15 protein-coding genes are annotated in these 15,806 nt (G+C 56.1%); 13 read left to right on the forward strand and 2 right to left on the reverse strand.

Features of this window, described 5'->3' with window-relative positions; genetic code table 11:
- The first annotated feature begins 395 nt into the window (after positions 1-395).
- Both B9Y90_RS15840 and B9Y90_RS15845 read left to right on the forward strand, forming a co-directional pair.
- Positions 396-1,622 (forward strand): collagen-like triple helix repeat-containing protein, encoded by a 1,227-nt coding sequence (locus tag B9Y90_RS15840; protein ID WP_254902703.1) that lies wholly within the window; start codon positions 396-398, stop codon positions 1,620-1,622.
- Positions 1,623-1,711: 89 nt separating this feature from the next.
- On the forward strand, positions 1,712-3,427 hold the full coding sequence (locus B9Y90_RS15845) for a ShlB/FhaC/HecB family hemolysin secretion/activation protein (RefSeq protein WP_085541806.1): 1,716 nt from the start codon (positions 1,712-1,714) through the stop codon (positions 3,425-3,427).
- Positions 3,428-3,462: 35 nt separating this feature from the next.
- Here the strand turns inward: B9Y90_RS15845 and B9Y90_RS15850 are convergent, their stop codons facing one another.
- A complete protein-coding gene (locus B9Y90_RS15850) occupies positions 3,463-4,503 on the reverse strand; it encodes an oxidoreductase (protein WP_085541807.1) in 1,041 nt (346 codons plus the stop codon).
- 338 nt (positions 4,504-4,841) lie between these two features.
- On the opposite strand from B9Y90_RS15850, the gene ydgT reads away from it, so the two are divergent.
- The 11 genes from ydgT (at position 4,842) to gstA (ending at position 14,829) form a co-directional block, all read left to right on the forward strand.
- Positions 4,842-5,075, forward strand: a complete 234-nt coding sequence (ydgT, locus tag B9Y90_RS15855; protein WP_008456420.1) for a transcription modulator YdgT — start codon at positions 4,842-4,844, stop codon at positions 5,073-5,075.
- A 78-nt stretch (positions 5,076-5,153) separates the two neighbouring features.
- On the forward strand, positions 5,154-5,594 hold the full coding sequence (locus tag B9Y90_RS15860; RefSeq protein ID WP_085541808.1) for a DUF2569 domain-containing protein: 441 nt from the start codon (positions 5,154-5,156) through the stop codon (positions 5,592-5,594).
- A 77-nt stretch (positions 5,595-5,671) separates the two neighbouring features.
- Positions 5,672-6,253, forward strand: coding sequence for an electron transport complex subunit RsxA (gene rsxA, locus B9Y90_RS15865; protein ID WP_008456422.1), 582 nt, complete (start codon positions 5,672-5,674; stop codon positions 6,251-6,253).
- The gene (rsxB, locus tag B9Y90_RS15870) at positions 6,253-6,831 is read left to right on the forward strand and encodes an electron transport complex subunit RsxB (RefSeq protein WP_085541809.1); all 579 of its coding nucleotides are present in this window, start codon (positions 6,253-6,255) and stop codon (positions 6,829-6,831) included. Before rsxA ends, rsxB begins: the two co-directional genes overlap by 1 nt.
- Positions 6,824-8,995, forward strand: coding sequence for an electron transport complex subunit RsxC (gene rsxC, locus B9Y90_RS15875; RefSeq protein WP_085541810.1), 2,172 nt, complete (start codon positions 6,824-6,826; stop codon positions 8,993-8,995). Before rsxB ends, rsxC begins: the two co-directional genes overlap by 8 nt.
- Positions 8,996-10,048: an electron transport complex subunit RsxD gene (rsxD, locus tag B9Y90_RS15880; protein ID WP_085541811.1), complete on the forward strand. Its 1,053-nt coding sequence runs from the start codon at positions 8,996-8,998 to the stop codon at positions 10,046-10,048.
- A 9-nt stretch (positions 10,049-10,057) separates the two neighbouring features.
- Complete coding sequence (gene rsxG, locus B9Y90_RS15885) at positions 10,058-10,684, forward strand: electron transport complex subunit RsxG (protein ID WP_085541812.1); 627 nt, start codon at positions 10,058-10,060, stop codon at positions 10,682-10,684.
- Positions 10,681-11,370 (forward strand): electron transport complex subunit E, encoded by a 690-nt coding sequence (locus B9Y90_RS15890; protein ID WP_085541813.1) that lies wholly within the window; start codon positions 10,681-10,683, stop codon positions 11,368-11,370. Before rsxG ends, B9Y90_RS15890 begins: the two co-directional genes overlap by 4 nt.
- The gene (gene nth, locus B9Y90_RS15895) at positions 11,370-12,005 is read left to right on the forward strand and encodes an endonuclease III (protein ID WP_085541814.1); all 636 of its coding nucleotides are present in this window, start codon (positions 11,370-11,372) and stop codon (positions 12,003-12,005) included. The genes B9Y90_RS15890 and nth overlap by 1 nt, the downstream gene beginning before the upstream one ends.
- A 606-nt stretch (positions 12,006-12,611) precedes the next feature.
- Entirely contained in the window at positions 12,612-14,117 is a 1,506-nt protein-coding gene (gene dtpA / locus B9Y90_RS15900; RefSeq protein ID WP_039292537.1) for a dipeptide/tripeptide permease DtpA, read from the forward strand.
- A gap of 109 nt (positions 14,118-14,226) precedes the next feature.
- Positions 14,227-14,829, forward strand: a complete 603-nt coding sequence (gene gstA, locus B9Y90_RS15905) for a glutathione transferase GstA (RefSeq protein WP_039292535.1) — start codon at positions 14,227-14,229, stop codon at positions 14,827-14,829.
- Positions 14,830-14,876: 47 nt separating this feature from the next.
- Here the strand turns inward: gstA and pdxY are convergent, their stop codons facing one another.
- Positions 14,877-15,737 (reverse strand): pyridoxal kinase PdxY, encoded by an 861-nt coding sequence (gene pdxY / locus B9Y90_RS15910; RefSeq protein WP_085541815.1) that lies wholly within the window; start codon positions 15,735-15,737, stop codon positions 14,877-14,879.
- Positions 15,738-15,806: the final 69 nt, after the last annotated feature.

A 15,806-nucleotide genomic window follows, 5' to 3' on the forward strand; every position in this document is an offset into this window, starting at 1 on the left:
TTGGCCGCGCTGGCGAGTTAACAATTTTGCAAACTTCCAAAAAAATATGCGCTAGCAACGCCGTTTTTTATCCAGAAGCCGAACGCGAGGTATTTAGCGTAACTAAAACTAAAATATGAATACAGCCCGGCTTAATTTAAAATTATTTAAAGGAGAGATTTCCGGGTAAATCAAGCCAACTTCCATGAAAATATCTTTACCCTTTGGTAAAAATATAACCACATGATAAACATCAAATTAATAAGAAAGACCCTCAACGCAAAAGTGCGAAAATAAGACAAAAATCCCATTTAGAAATTTAAATTCATATTATATGAGCTGTGATGTGGCAGTGATTAAAATACGCCATACACTTATTAATACGCCGTCCGGCGTGCTAATAGTGGAGTATTGCTATGCGCTCAAATAACATTGGCCGCCTCAGCGCTATTGCGATGGCGGTACTTCTTGCCTTCTCCCTGTCGGCCTGTAGCGGCGGCGGCGGGAGTTCGCACAATACGGCGAAAACGGCCGGGTCTGCCGGCACCACAGGCACAGACACCGCAAGCAACGGCGGGAGCGGCTCGGGTTCTGGCGGTGACGGTTCCGGAGGAGGAACGGGTTCTGGCGGTGACGGTTCCGGAGGAGGAACGGGTTCGGGTGGCGGCACAGGGACGGGTGGTGGCTCCGGCGGCGGTACTGGTGGCGGTACTGGTGGCGGTACTGGTGGCGGAGGAACTGGCGGCGGCACAACCGTCTCCAACAGCGCCGGTAATAATGTCATCAAGGATGCTGGCGGCGTTGTTGGTGGGGTTGGCAGCACGGTCAGCGGCGTGGCTTCTCAGTTGCCGGTAAATAATCCTGTGACCTCCACCGTTGCCGTGGCCGTGAATGGCACCGGCAGCGCCATTTCAACCGTCGGCAACGGTGTAGTAAACGGTCTTGGCAATGCTAACAACCCTAACGGGGTGGGCACCACTGTGACCGGCGCCACTAATGCCGTATCCGGTCTCGGCACAACGGTCTCAGCAGTCGGAACTAATCTGGCAAGCTCAACGGCCAATACGCCAGTCGGCGGGGTAACCGGCGCAGCAGGTGGCCTGGTCAATACTGCGGGACAGGTTGTGACAGGCACAGGGAATGCCCTGACTCAAACGGTGCAAAGCCCTGGCGTATCAAACCTGACAACTGGCGCAACGGGGCTGGTTAACACCACCCTTTCAGATACACAGAAAGCAACACAAGCCGTGGGCGGGGCGACCGGGCTGGGTACACCAGTCAGTAATCTGCTGACCACCACAGGGGGAGCCGTCAGCGGCCTGGGGACTAACATCAGCGGCAGTAACTCGTCTCTCGGTGGCCTGGGGCAGGTTGTTCAGAATACCGGCCAGGTGGTGACTGACAGCGGCGCGCTGGTGAAACCAGTACAAACCAGCGGCAGCTCAGGCTCCGTTTCAGCGGGGGCTTCTGGCTCGCTCGGCGTGGGGGGGAATGGTCTGGTGACCGGCCTTGGCACCACAGTGAGCGGCCTGACCTCTTCGCTAACCACCAATGTCAGCGCCAGTGCGACAGGCAGTGATACAAGTTCAGGCCAGCAAGTCGGGCTTACCGGCGCGGTCAACGGTCTTTTGAAAACCAAATAGTGCTCGCTATAGCACATGTGCTCCCGTGGTAACGGCGGGAGCACTTTTTTCACAGCATATTCTTCGCTGCGCAGTTAAGGGAGATCATCATGGACACTCGTCTGGGTATCGTGTTGCTGTACGGCGCCACGCTGAGTATCAGCTACGCCGATATGTCACCCACGCTTATCGACCCCAATAACCCCGCTAAAGCCGCCCGTTCTCTCGCTATTCCGGTTGCGCCACAAAAACAGCCGGAGGTGAAAACGCCGCTGCCCGCACCGCAGCTAACCCCGCAGACGCCGGTTACGGTGAAACATCTGCAGTTTATTGGCGGCACGCGCTATAAACTTGACTCGCTGGCTCAGCCGTTTATGCCGCTGGTCGGCAAAACGGTCCCGCTGGCCCAGTTGATAACGTTAACCAACGGCATTACCCAGCGCTACCAGCAGGATGGCCTGCCGCTGTCCTACGCTTACCTGCCGAGCGACAATTTCCACGACGGCACGGTGCGCATTGTGTTGGTTGAAGGCTATATCGCGCACAGCAACATCAAAAGCGATAACGCGAGCACGGGCGAACGCTTAAGCCGTCTGTCGGCGTTGATGATGAATGAAAAACCCCTCAGTCAGGCGACGTTTGACCGCTACAGCCTGCTGATGCAGCGCACGCCAGCGACAAAAGTGGAAGCCAACGCCGCGTTACCCAATAACATTTACGGCGCGGCGGATATGAATGTTGACGCCACTCAGCCGCATATCTGGGATATTTCCTCCACGGTAGACACGCGCAAAGGCTCAAACCTGGCGCTGATTAACGGCACGCTCAGCAACCTCACAAGCTACGGCGATCAGCTAGGGCTGGCGACGCTGGTGCCGCTGGATAGCAGCACGAAAAAGACCTACTTTGGGGCCAACTATCAGCAATACCTCACCGATAACGGCCTGCTGATGCAGTTGAAAGGCAGCTTCTATCGTGAAAATCCCACTGATTACACGCCGCTGCTTTATTTGCCGCAGAACATTTCTATCGACGCAAAGGAAAAAACCACCCAGTACACCGGGGGGATAGCCTTCAGCTACCCGCTGCTGCTTGAGCGCAAGAAGCAGTTTTCGGTCAGCGGCGGGCTGGATTATGTCGATAAGCGCGACGATTATGCGCTGCGCGCCAGCGGCTTCGGCAATACCATTGATTTGCCCGGCGTCAGCCAGCGCGCTCGCTACCCGGCGGCAGAATTTTCAGCCTGGGGCTACCGCGAGTACGACACCACCAACTGGAGCACCCGCCTGACTCTGCGGAAAGGTATTGATGCCTTTGGGGCGAGCGTCACGCCAGGATTAAACACTAATCTCAACTTCACGCGCTGGAAGGGAAACGTCGATGCCGCCTGGCTGGTTATGCCCAAATGGCGGTTGAGTACGTCGCTGGAGGGGGACTGGTCGAACAATAATTTGCCAGAAGCCGAGCGCGTAAGCTTCGGCGCACAGCGCTTTGGCCGGGGATATCCTGACGGCGAGGCCAGCGGGGATTACGGCTACGGCGGGCAGGTTGAAATGCGTTACCTCCATAACCTCGATAACGGCGTGTGGATTAACACGGTGCAGCCTTACGTCGTGGCCGACACCGCCCAGACCTGGTTCAACCAGCCGGGCTTCCGTCACCAGCGCCTGGCCTCTATTGCCACCGGGGTAACGGTAGGCGACAGCCGTCACTACTCTGTTTCCGTTGAGGCGGCCAGGCCGCTGGCTGATTTACCCAGCGACAGCAGCCGCCGCGATGTCCGCTTCAGCCTGACCTTCACCTACAACTTTAATAATCTGCATTAACGGTAAACCCTCACCGTTCGCGGTGAGGGCCAGTCTCAGGCAAGATTCAGCGTCGCACGTTTTTTCGCGGACTCGATGCCCAACTCAATCAGCTCCATGACCTGAATCGCCTGGGCTGCCGGGACAGGATTCTCCCCTTTACCAACCAGAGCATCGCGCACTCCCGCGTAATAAGCCGGATAGTTACCCGGCACGGTCAGCAGCGTCTGCTCGTCCATTAGATCGCCCTGAGCCAGGGTCAGCACGCCGTCACGCATGTCGTAACCCCAATCTTCCTGCGGCAAGCGTTCGCCCGCTTTCAGACGATCTTCCTGCGGATCAAGGCCGTATTTAATGTAGCTCCCGCGCGTGCCATGCACGATGTAGCGCGCCGTTTCCGCCGCTGCCAGTAGCGTACCGTGCAGCACGACACGACGCTGCGGGTAAGCCAGCACGGCATGGAAGTAGTCTGTCGCCTGCGCCCCGGTACGAAGCTGCGCGAGGTCGACGGTCAGACTGACAGGCAACCCGAACAAACTAATGGCCTGGTCAAGCAGATGCGGCCCAAGATCGTACCAAATACCGCTGCCGACGCCCGCCTGTTCACGCCAGCGGTTACGCACCTGCGGGCGGTAGCGGTCAAAATGGGACTCAAAATAAGCCACTTCGCCGAGTGTGCCTTCCGCCAGCAGATTTTTCACCGTCAGGAAATCGCTATCCCAGCGTCGGTTGTGGAACACGGACAGCAGCAGGCCGAGTTTTTTAGCCAGCGCATCCAGCTCCCGAGCCTGGGACAGCGTGACGGTGAAAGGCTTATCAACGACGACGTGTTTTCCGGCTTCGAGCGCCGCTTTGGCCAGCGGGAAGTGGGTGTCATTCGGGGTAGGAATGACAATAAGATCGATGGCGGGATCTTTAAACAGGTGCTGAGGATCGGACACGACCGTCATCCCCGGCCAGTCGGCGTGCACTTTTTCAGCATCGCTACTGGAAACTGCGGCGAGGATCATTCCTGGCGTACCGGAAATCAGCGGCGCATGAAAAGTCTTACTGGCATAACCGTAACCGATAAGCCCGACGCGGATGGTATCACTCATGTGTTTTCCTCTCTTTAATGAACTCCGGCATTTCACCTTATCCCCCGGTGGGCGACAACCGCAAGTTTCTGGATTGCGCATTTCCCGGGCATAAGACCGCCATTATTGCTAATAGTCCTGACAGTTATTATGGCTTTAAATAACAGTCTTCATTTAGCCCGAACGGCCAGGGTAAATTAAAATTAAGGAGATTTTATGTAGTCCAGGGTGCGATATTCCTGGCCATTGCAAAGAAAACTCCTAATTGTTCCGTCGAGTAATAATAGCGCTAAGCCGCGACCGCGTTTGCGATTATCATCGCCTCTCAATCCGCCGACCGTGATTAATTGATACCCGCCATGGAAAATGCAACACCTCTTAGTGCCCTGGACTACCTGATGAAATTCCGCAAAATAAGCTCACAGGAAAATCTGGAAAAGCTATTTGATCACCTGAATTACACCCTGACCGACAGCCAGGAAATCATGAATATGTATCGCGCGGCCGATCACCGCAGAGCCGAACTGGCCTCCGGCGGGCGCCTTTTCGACCTCGGATGCGTGCCGAAAACGGTCTGGCGTTACGTTGTATAGCCGCTGCCGGTAGCATTAGCGGCAAAATCCCTTATAATCCTCCCGCTTTATTCACCTTATTTAAAATCGGGAGGACACATGACGACGCCCCAACCCCCGCGCATTGCCGGCTGGCTCCTTGCCCCTTTGGCCTGGCTACTGATGTCGTTGCTCAGCAGCTCGGTGGCGCTGTTAAGTTTCCTGATGATGATTTTATCCCCGGCAGCCCGCGAGGCGCTGGCCAACGCTGACGCAAAAACAACGCTGTTGTTCAGCTTATCCGTCGGCTGCGCGATGGCGATGTGGGCTTATACCCTCTGGCTAACCATTGCGTTCTTTAAACGCCGCCAGAATGTGGTCCGCCATTACATTCTGTGGCTGCTGTTCACCGTGCTGCTGGCGATTAAATCCTTTGCGTTTTCGCCGGTCAGCGACAAGGTCGCGGTTCAGCTGCTGCTGCCTTCTCTGCTTGCGGCGGCATTACTGGTGCCTTATTTGAAGCGTTCGAAGCGAGTGAAGCAGACCTTCATTAACCCGTAATAACCCTATAGATAGCCCGTTGTCGCCGCCCGCCGATTCGTCGATAATAGGCGGCTTTTTTTGTTTCAGGTCGAATCATGTCAGATTATTTGCTGCTCTTTGTAGGTACCGTGCTGGTCAATAACTTCGTGCTGGTGAAGTTCCTTGGTCTGTGTCCGTTTATGGGGGTTTCCAAAAAACTGGAAAGCGCCATCGGCATGGGGCTGGCAACCACCTTCGTGATGACACTCGCCTCTATTTTTGCGTGGATCATCGACGAGCTTATCCTGGTACCGCTGGACCTGATCTATCTTCGCACCCTGGCGTTCATCCTGGTTATTGCGGTTGTCGTGCAGTTCACCGAAATGGTGGTGCGTAAAACCAGCCCCGCGCTTTATCGCCTGCTGGGGATCTTCCTGCCGCTTATTACCACCAACTGCGCCGTCCTCGGCGTGGCATTGCTCAACATTAACCTGGGCCATAACTTCCTGCAGTCCGCGGTGTACGGTTTTTCCGCCGCGCTGGGCTTCTCGCTGGTAATGGTGCTGTTCGCTGCCATTCGCGAGCGCATGGTTGTAGCAGATATTCCTGCTCCGTTTCGCGGCAACGCTATCGCGCTGGTCACCGCAGGCCTGATGGCCCTTGCATTTATGGGCTTTAGCGGTCTGGTGAAGTTCTGATGACAACGTTGTGGATGGCGATTATTTCGGTCACGCTGATGGGGCTGCTGTTCGGCCTGATCCTCGGCTATGCCTCTCGCCGCTTTGAAGTAGAAGAAGACCCAATAGTTGACCGTATTGACGAACTGCTGCCCCAGAGCCAGTGTGGCCAGTGCGGTTACCCTGGCTGCCGCCCTTACGCAGAGGCCGTTGGCAATCAGGGCGCGAAAATAAACCTTTGCGCGCCGGGCGGCGAAGCCGTAATGCTAAAAATTGCCAGCACCCTGAACGTTGAGCCCCAGCCGATTGACGGTGACGCCACCGCCGCAGAGCCGGTGCGCATGCTCGCCGTTATCGACGAAGCAAACTGCATCGGCTGCACAAAATGCATTCAGGCCTGCCCCGTTGACGCGATTGTAGGCGCGACCCGCGCCATGCATACCGTGATCAGCGACCAGTGCACTGGCTGTAACCTTTGCGTCGACCCTTGCCCTACCCGCTGCATCGACCTGATCCCCGTCAGCCCAACGACAGAAAGCTGGAAATGGGATTTGCAGACCATCCCGGTGCGTATGATCCCGGCGGATAACCATGCTTAATATCTTCAATCGCTTTAAAAAAGACAGAATTTGGGACTTTGACGGCGGCATTCATCCACCGGAGATGAAAACCCAGTCTAACGGCACGCCGCTGCGCCAGGTTCCGCTTCCCTCTCAGCTCGTGATCCCACTCAAGCAACACATCGGCGCGGAAGGTGAACTGTGCGTCAAACCTGGTGATCATGTGTTACGCGGCCAGCCGTTGACCCGTGGGCGCGGGCGTATGCTGCCGGTACATGCTCCAACCTCCGGCATCATTAAAGCTATTGAACCACACTCAACCGCGCACCCTTCTGCCCTCGCCGAACTTAGCGTCATTCTTGATGCCGACGGTGAAGACCGCTGGATTGAACGAGACGGCTGGAGCGACTACCGCTGCCAGAGCCGCGAAGCCCTTATTGAACGCATTCATCAGTTCGGCGTGGCCGGGCTGGGCGGGGCGGGGTTCCCGACCGGCAGCAAACTGCAGGGCGGTGGCGATAAAATTGACACGCTGATCGTGAACGCCGCCGAATGCGAGCCCTACATCACCGCCGACGACCGCCTGATGCAGGATTGCGCCGCGCAAATCATCGAAGGCGTGCGCATTCTGGCCCATATTCTGAAGCCACAGCGCATTCTTATTGGCATTGAGGACAACAAGCCGCAGGCCATCTCCATGATGCGGGCAGTGCTGGCCAATAGCCACGATATGCAGCTGCGGGTCATCCCGACGAAATATCCGTCCGGCGGCGCTAAACAGCTGACGCAGATTTTAACCGGCAAGCAGGTGCCCCACGGGGGCCGTTCGTCCGACATTGGCATTCTGATGCAGAACGTCGGTACCGCGTATGCCATTAAACGTGCGGTGATTGATGGCGAACCGCTCACCGAGCGCGTCGTCACTTTAACCGGCGAATCGATAACTCAGCCCGGCAACGTCTGGGCGCGCCTGGGCACGCCGGTCAGCCACCTGCTCAGTTTTGCGGGCTTCCGCCCGGGGCAGGATCAGAAAGTGATTATGGGTGGGCCGCTGATGGGCTTTACCCTGCCGTGGCTTGATGTCCCGGTGGTGAAAATCACTAACTGTCTGCTGGCCCCGTCTCCGGCTGAAATGGGCGAACAGGAAGAAGAACAAGGCTGTATTCGCTGTAGCGCGTGCGCGGACTCCTGCCCGGCCGATCTGCTGCCGCAGCAGCTGTACTGGTTCAGCAAAGGCCAGCAGCACGACAAAGCCACCACCTACAACCTGTCGGACTGCATCGAGTGCGGGGCCTGCGCCTACGTTTGTCCGAGCAATATCCCGCTGGTGCAGTACTTCCGGCAGGAAAAAGCTGAGATTCGTGAGATTGAACTGGAAGCAAAACGCACCGTTGAAGCTAAGGCTCGCTTTGAAGCCCGTCAGGAAAGGCTGGAGCGTGAGAAAGCCGCTCGCCTTGAACGCCATAAAAATGCCGCCGTTCAGCCTACAGCAAAAGATAATGACGCTATTCAAGCCGCGCTTGCCCGCGTGAAGAACAAAAAAGCGCAGACCAGCGACGAACCGATCGTGGTGAAAGCCGGCAGTACGCCGGACAACAGCGAAGTCATTGCTGCCCGCGAAGCCCGTAAAGCTGAAGCGCGTGCGCGCCAGGCGGAGAAAGCTCAACAAGCAGAATCGTTGACCAGCCCTGAAGCCGATCCGCGTAAAGCTGCCGTTGAAGCCGCCATTGCCCGTGCCAAAGCTCGCAAAGCAGCACAAAACGCAGAAAGCACTGAGCCCGCTGCCGTTGAGCAAGAAGCCGTTGATCCGCGTAAAGCCGCTGTTGAGGCCGCCATTGCCCGTGCCAAAGCTCGCAAAGCAGCACAAAACGCAGAAAGCGCTGAGCCCGCTGCCGTTGAGCAAGAAGCCGTTGACCCGCGTAAAGCCGCCGTTGAAGCCGCTATTGCTCGCGCTAAGGCCCGCAAGGCCGCGCAAAATGCAGAAAGCGCCGAAACAGCTGCCGTTGAGCAAGAAGCTGTTGATCCGCGTAAAGCCGCCGTTGAGGCCGCTATTGCTCGCGCTAAAGCTCGTAAAGCGGCGCAGAAAGCGGAAAGCGAGCAATCAGTCCCACAAGAAGAACAAGATCCACGCAAAGCTGCAGTGGCTGCGGCAATTGCCCGCGTTCAGGCGCGTAAAGCCGCTCAGATGTCTCCAGAGGAATAAATGGTTTTTAAAATCGCAAGCTCCCCGTTCACCCATAATCAGCGCAGCACCGCGCGGATTATGCTGCTGGTTTGTCTCGCAGCCCTGCCCGGCATTGCGATGCAGTGGTACTGGTTTGGCTGGGGAACCCTGATTCAGGTTGTATTGGGGATAGTTAGCGCTATGGCCGCCGAAGCGCTGGTGCTACGTCTGCGCAAAAAATCCGTCCAGAACCACCTTGCCGATAACTCGGCGCTGCTGACCGGCCTGTTGCTGGGGATCAGTATCCCGCCTCTCGCGCCGTGGTGGATGGTGGTTGTCGGGATGGTGTTTGCGATCATCATTGCCAAGCAGCTTTATGGCGGCCTCGGCAATAACCCGTTTAACCCGGCGATGATTGGTTACGTTGTGTTGCTGATTGCTTTCCCGGTGCAAATGACCTCCTGGCTGCCGCCGCAATCTATTGCCGCCAACGTACCGGGTTTTGTTGACAGCCTGCAGGTGATTTTCCACGGTGCAACCGCCACAGGCGGCACCATGGATACGCTGCGCATGGGCGTGGACGGCATCAGCCAGGCCACGCCGCTGGACACCTTCAAAACTGGCCTGCACGCGGGGCACTCCGCGGAGCAACTTCTGAGTGCGCCAATCTATGGCGGCGCGCTGGCGGGCCTCGGCTGGCAGTGGGTTAACCTGGCGTATCTGGCCGGCGGCCTGTTCCTGCTGTGGCGTGGCACCATTCGCTGGCATATTCCGGCAGGCTTCCTGGTGGCTTTGGCCGTCTGCTCCACGTTCGGCTGGGTTATTGCCCCGGAAAAATGCCTGTCGCCAATGGTGCATCTGTTCTCCGGCGCGACCATGCTCGGCGCGTTCTTTATCCTGACTGACCCGGTCACCGCCTCGACGACCAACCGTGGTCGATTGATTTTCGGGGCGTTGGTTGGTCTGCTGGTCTGGTTGATCCGCACTTACGGCGGTTACCCTGATGGCGTAGCATTCGCCGTACTGCTGGGCAATATTACCGTGCCGCTGATCGACTACTACACCCGCCCTCGCGCCTACGGCCACCGTTAAGGAGACGCTATGTTTAAAACGATGCAAAAGCATGGCGTAGCCCTGGCGCTGTTCGCCGCCTTGTTTACCGGGCTGACAGCGCTGGTGAATGAACTGACTAAACCGACTATCGCCCAGCAATCGGCGCTGCAGCAAAAAATGCTGTTTGATCAGGTGATTGCCGATGACGTCTACGATAACCCTATTCAGGACAGCTGCCTGGTGGTGAAGGATTCCCCGCTGGGCAAAGGCGTCCGACATATTTATGTGGCGCGTAAAGGCGACAAGCCGGTTGCCGTAGTGATGGAAGCCACCGCGCCTGACGGCTATTCTGGTGCTATACAGATTCTGGTTGCCGCCGATTTTAACGGCACCATCCTGGGCACCCGCGTGACCGAACACCACGAAACGCCGGGGCTTGGAGATAAAATAGAACTGCGTCTTAGCGACTGGATCACCCACTTTGCTAATAAACGCATTCAGGGCAGCAATGACCCGAGCTGGGCGGTCCAAAAAGACGGCGGGCAGTTCACGCAATTTACCGGGGCAACCATTACCCCACGTGCGGTAGTCAACGCCGTTAAGCGCGCTGGCCTGTTCGCAGAAACCCTGCCTGCGCAGCTCAGTGAACTGCCGGCCTGTGGAGAGCAACAATGAGCGAAACAAAACGCGTCCTGATAAACGGGCTGTGGAAAAATAACTCAGCGCTGGTCCAGCTGCTGGGCCTTTGCCCACTGCTGGCCGTCACCTCCACCGCCACCAACGCCCTGGGGCTTGGGCTGGCGACCACTCTGGTACTGACGCTGACCAACGGGACAATTTCCGCTCTGCGCCGCTGGGTGCCCGCTGAGATTCGTATTCCGGTATATGTGCTGATCATCGCCTCGGTGGTCAGTATCGTGCAGATGCTGATCAACGCTTACGCATTTGGGCTGTACCAGTCGCTGGGGATCTTTATCCCGCTGATCGTGACCAACTGTATCGTTGTTGGGCGAGCCGAAGCCTATGCGGCAAAAGCCAGCGTGCCCTATGCCGCGCTGGACGGGTTTGCCACCGGACTGGGCGCAACCAGCGCGATGTTTGTTTTAGGCTCCATTCGCGAGATTATCGGTAACGGCACCCTGTTTGATGGCGCGGACGGCCTGCTTGGCAACTGGGCAAAAGTGCTGCGCATTGAAGTCTTCCATACCGACACGCCTTTCCTGCTCGCCATGCTGCCGCCGGGCGCCTTTATTGGCCTGGGTATGCTGTTGGCGATAAAATACCTCATTGATGAAAAAATGAAGGCACGTCGCGCCCGCGAAAGCGCCGCCGCCGTAGCAGGCAATGTAGAGAAGGCTTAATGAATAACAGCAAGCGCGTTGAGATCCTCACCCGCCTGAGAGACAACAATCCTCACCCGACAACCGAACTCAACTTCAGCAGCCCTTTTGAGCTGTTGATTGCAGTGCTGCTTTCCGCTCAGGCAACCGACGTCAGCGTGAACAAGGCGACGGCAAAGCTCTACCCTGTCGCTAACACCCCGGCGACGGTGCTGGCGCTTGGCGTCGATGGTGTGAAGGAGTACATCAAAACCATCGGCCTGTTTAACAGCAAAGCGGAGAATGTGATCAAAACCTGCCGCATGCTGCTCGAGCTGCACGGCGGCGAAGTTCCCGAGGACCGGACGGCACTTGAAGCCCTACCGGGCGTAGGCCGCAAAACCGCCAACGTCGTGCTGAACACTGCCTTTGGCTGGCCAACGATTGCCGTAGATACCCATATCTTCCGGGTATGTAACCGCACTCAGTTTGCTGCGGGGAAAAACGTTGAGCTGGTAGAGGAAAAACTGCTGAAAGTGGTTCCGGCAGAATTTAAGGTCGACTGCCATCACTGGCTGATCCTTCATGGCCGCTACACCTGTATCGCACGCAAGCCGCGCTGTGGCTCATGCATTATTGAAGATCTCTGCGAATTCAAAGAGAAGGTTGACGTCTGAAAGCCGCGCCCGGGCCAGTCCCGGGCTTCCTCTGTACTTCCCTGCCTTAAAATCCCTCTGATTACACACTTTTATCCCAGGAAAAACGCGGGACGATTTTATATTGTTCGCCGATCAATCAGCTCACCAGGTTAATCGTTTTTTTGCGATAAGAAATTTCTATAAATTTGTGATCTGCATCACTTTGATAACTCGAGGTTGCAAAAAGGTAACGAAAAGACCGCTAACATCTTGCTATCGTTAGCAATAATGGATCTACAGCAATACAATAGGCCACACATATTGAATATACTGGTCATTAACACTGCATTTTGGCCTTAACAGCAGAACATACAACTGCAATGTTAAAAAATCGCTTTGAAAAAAGACAAAAAATCGTTAATAAATGAATTAGTAAAATTTAACGCTGAATAACAATTCACCTACTGGCGTATTATATCGCCCTGGATATATGTAACAGATTATTACAAACCCCTTGCCTGCAACCCCTGGATAGTGAACATTACCCCCCGTTTTTCCTTCCTAATAACAAGAAAAATGCTTACCCATGCGGTAAGGCATAAGCAAGCCCCTTAATTAAAGCGGGATGTAAAAAAAGAGGTATATGTGTCGACTGCAAACAAAGAACCAGCAGAAAGCGTTAGTCTAAACGCCTTTAAGCAACCTAAATCGTTCTACCTGATTTTCTCTATCGAACTCTGGGAGCGTTTCGGCTATTACGGCCTGCAAGGCATCATGGCCGTTTATCTGGTCAAAATGCTGGGCATGTCCGAAGCGGACTCCATCACGCTGTTCTCGTCCTTTAGCGCCCTTGTATATGGCCTGGTCGCGATTGGCGGCTGGCTGGGCGATAAAGTCCTCGGTACCAAACGCGTTATCATGCTGGGTACGGTTGTACTGGCTATTGGTTACGGGCTCGTTGCCTACTCCGGCCATGACGTGAGCGTGGTGTATATCGGGATGGCAACCATCGCAGTGGGTAACGGCCTGTTCAAGGCTAACCCTTCCTCGCTGCTGTCTACCTGCTATGCGAAAGATGACCCGCGTCTGGACGGTGCATTCACCATGTACTACATGTCCATCAACATCGGCTCCTTCTTCTCTATGCTTGCTACCCCGTGGCTGGCTGTGCACTACGGCTGGAGCACCGCGTTCTCCCTGAGCTTCGTGGGTATGCTGATTACGCTGGTGAACTTCATCTTCTGTAAGAAGTGGGTGAAGGACTACGGCTCTAAACCTGACTTCGCGCCGGTACACTTTGGTAAGCTGATGGCAACCATCGCAGGCGTTGTGGTGCTGATTGCCGTGGCAACCTGGCTGCTGCACAACCAGGGCATTGCTCGCGCCGTGCTGGGCTTAGTAGCACTGGGTATCGTTATTATCTTCGCGAAAGAAGCTTTTGCGATGAAAGGCGCCGCTCGCCGTAAGATGATCGTGGCCTTCATCCTGATGGTTGAAGCTATCGTCTTCTTCGTGCTTTACAGCCAAATGCCAACCTCCCTGAACTTCTTCGCTATTCGTAACGTGGGCCACGAAATTCTGGGCATCACTTTCGAAGCCGAGCAGTTCCAGGCGCTGAACCCGTTCTGGATCATGATTGGTAGCCCGATTCTCGCTGCCATTTACAACAAAATGGGCGACCGCCTGCCAATGCCGCATAAATTCGCTATCGGTATGGTGCTGTGCTCCTTCGCCTTCCTGGTGCTGCCGGTTGGGGCTAAGTTCGCTAACGAAGCGGGTATTGTGTCCGTGAACTGGCTGATCCTGAGCTATGCGCTGCAGAGTATCGGTGAGTTAATGATTTCCGGCCTGGGCCTCGCTATGGTGGCACAGCTGGTACCACAGCGCCTGATGGGCTTCATCATGGGCAGCTGGTTCCTGACGACGGCCGGGGCAGCAATCATCGCCGGTAAAGTTGCAGGCCTGATGGCGGTGCCAGAAAACGTGACTGACCCGCTGCAGTCTCTGGAAGTGTACGGCCGTGTATTCATGCAGATCGGTATCGTCACCGGCGTGATTGCCGTGCTGATGCTGCTGACCGCACCGAAGCTGAACCGCATGACGCTGAGCGAAGACAAAGCCGAAAAGGTTAACGAAACCGCTACCGCGTAATTTCTCCAGGAAAAATGATTATTTAGCCGTCGGCCTCACAGCTGGCGGCTTTTTTTTTCACGGCGTCCGCACTAACATAAGTTATCTTAGCGCCCTAAAGGAGTTCGTCATGAAACTGTATTTCAAGCCCGGTGCCTGTTCCCTCTCCCCACATATTATCCTGCGTGAATCTGGCCTGGACTTTTCGCTGGTCAAAGTTGACCTTGCGACCAAACGCACCGAAAACGGTGACGATTTTCTTGCCATTAACCCTAAAGGGCAGGTGCCCGCGCTGGTGCTGGATGACGGCTCCCTGCTGACTGAAGGTGTGGCTATCGTGCAATACCTGGCGGATAAAGTGCCTGACCGCCAGCTTCTCGCCCCGGCAGGCAGCATGACTCGCTACCATACGCTGGAGTGGCTGAACTATGTGGCAACCGAGCTGCATAAAGGTTTCTCTCCGCTGTTCAACCCGGCGACTCCCGAAGAGTTCAAGGCTGTGGTTCGCAAGCAGATGGAGAAAAAATTCCACTATGTGAACGAATCGCTGCAGGACAAGCAGTGGCTGATGGGATCCCGCTTCACGGTGGTGGATGCTTACCTGTTCACCGTACTGCGCTGGGCCTATGGCCTGAAACTGGATCTGGCGGGGCTGTCGAATATCGAAGCCTACGTTGAGCGCATGAAAGCGCGTCCGGCTGTGTCTGCGGCGCTGACCGCCGAAGGGATTTAAGTTAGCCCTGGATAGCAAAACGCCCTCTCCTGAGGGCGTTTTTTATTTCAGAGCTTCACCGCCGTGAAATAGTGTTCAGGTTTGGCAATCCCGTCCTGAGCCGCAACCAGCTGCAGTTCGTACTCGGCCATGCGTTTGGTGACGACCATAATGTCGTACACCGCCGCCGTCACATGCTCCAGCGCTTCACGCAGCGTTGCACCCTGCAGCAGCTTAACCAGCAGCAGGCCGCTGGTCACGTCGCCCACACCAACCGGCTGGCGTTCGCCAAAGTCTACCAGCGGGCGATGGATGTGCCAGGCTTCATCCGCCGTCACCAGCAGCATTTCAAAGCGGTCCTGCTGGTAGCCTGCGCGAGCCAGGTGCTTCACCAGCACAATTTCCGGCCCCTGAGCGATAAGCTCACGGGCAGTCGCCACAGCTTCGTCCACGTTGTTTACGCTGTGGCCACTCAGAATTTCCAGCTCAATCAGGTTCGGGGCGATGATATCGCTGGCAGGCATGGCGAAGCGCGTATGGTATTCCGCCACGCCAGGCGCCACGATACAGCCTTTCTCCGGGTGGCCCATCACCGGATCACAGAAGTATTTTGCCTTCGGGTTAGCCGCTTTGACCTGACGCACGATGGAAAGAATATGTTCGCCCTGCTCCGCCGAGCCCAGATACCCGCTCAGCACCGCATCACAGCGCTCCAGCTGGCCAATATTCGCAATCCCCTGCACAATCTCGCTCAGGTGGCTGGCGGGCATCACCGTGCCGGTCCATTGCCCGTACTGCGTGTGGTTGGAGAACTGCACCGTGTTCAGCGGCCAGACGTTGGCGCCCAGGCGGCGCATCGGGAATTCGGCGGCGCTGTTGCCGGCGTGACCAAATACCACGTGGGACTGGATGGCAAGAATGTTTTTCATTTTCGACTCGGGTATCGCCAGGTGTTGTGCTTGCTAAAAAAAAGCACGGCATAAGCCGTGCTTTTCTAT

It is taken from the genome of Cedecea sp. NFIX57 (assembly GCF_900177785.1).
GTDB lineage: Bacteria > Pseudomonadota > Gammaproteobacteria > Enterobacterales > Enterobacteriaceae > Cedecea > Cedecea neteri_C.

What these genes read in the sequence shown, in the direction of transcription:
- pdxY (WP_085541815.1), bottom strand. Translation starts at nt 15,737, where the DNA reads ATGAAAAACATTCTTGCCATCCAGTCCCACGTGGTATTTGGTCACGCC.
- ydgT (WP_008456420.1), top strand. Translation starts at nt 4,842, where the DNA reads ATGGAAAATGCAACACCTCTTAGTGCCCTGGACTACCTGATGAAATTC.
- B9Y90_RS15840 (WP_254902703.1), top strand. Translation starts at nt 396, where the DNA reads ATGCGCTCAAATAACATTGGCCGCCTCAGCGCTATTGCGATGGCGGTA.
- gstA (WP_039292535.1), top strand. Translation starts at nt 14,227, where the DNA reads ATGAAACTGTATTTCAAGCCCGGTGCCTGTTCCCTCTCCCCACATATT.
- nth (WP_085541814.1), top strand. Translation starts at nt 11,370, where the DNA reads ATGAATAACAGCAAGCGCGTTGAGATCCTCACCCGCCTGAGAGACAAC.
- B9Y90_RS15860 (WP_085541808.1), top strand. Translation starts at nt 5,154, where the DNA reads ATGACGACGCCCCAACCCCCGCGCATTGCCGGCTGGCTCCTTGCCCCT.
- rsxB (WP_085541809.1), top strand. Translation starts at nt 6,253, where the DNA reads ATGACAACGTTGTGGATGGCGATTATTTCGGTCACGCTGATGGGGCTG.
- rsxD (WP_085541811.1), top strand. Translation starts at nt 8,996, where the DNA reads ATGGTTTTTAAAATCGCAAGCTCCCCGTTCACCCATAATCAGCGCAGC.
- B9Y90_RS15850 (WP_085541807.1), bottom strand. Translation starts at nt 4,503, where the DNA reads ATGAGTGATACCATCCGCGTCGGGCTTATCGGTTACGGTTATGCCAGT.
- rsxC (WP_085541810.1), top strand. Translation starts at nt 6,824, where the DNA reads ATGCTTAATATCTTCAATCGCTTTAAAAAAGACAGAATTTGGGACTTT.
- B9Y90_RS15845 (WP_085541806.1), top strand. Translation starts at nt 1,712, where the DNA reads ATGGACACTCGTCTGGGTATCGTGTTGCTGTACGGCGCCACGCTGAGT.
- B9Y90_RS15890 (WP_085541813.1), top strand. Translation starts at nt 10,681, where the DNA reads ATGAGCGAAACAAAACGCGTCCTGATAAACGGGCTGTGGAAAAATAAC.
- rsxA (WP_008456422.1), top strand. Translation starts at nt 5,672, where the DNA reads ATGTCAGATTATTTGCTGCTCTTTGTAGGTACCGTGCTGGTCAATAAC.
- rsxG (WP_085541812.1), top strand. Translation starts at nt 10,058, where the DNA reads ATGTTTAAAACGATGCAAAAGCATGGCGTAGCCCTGGCGCTGTTCGCC.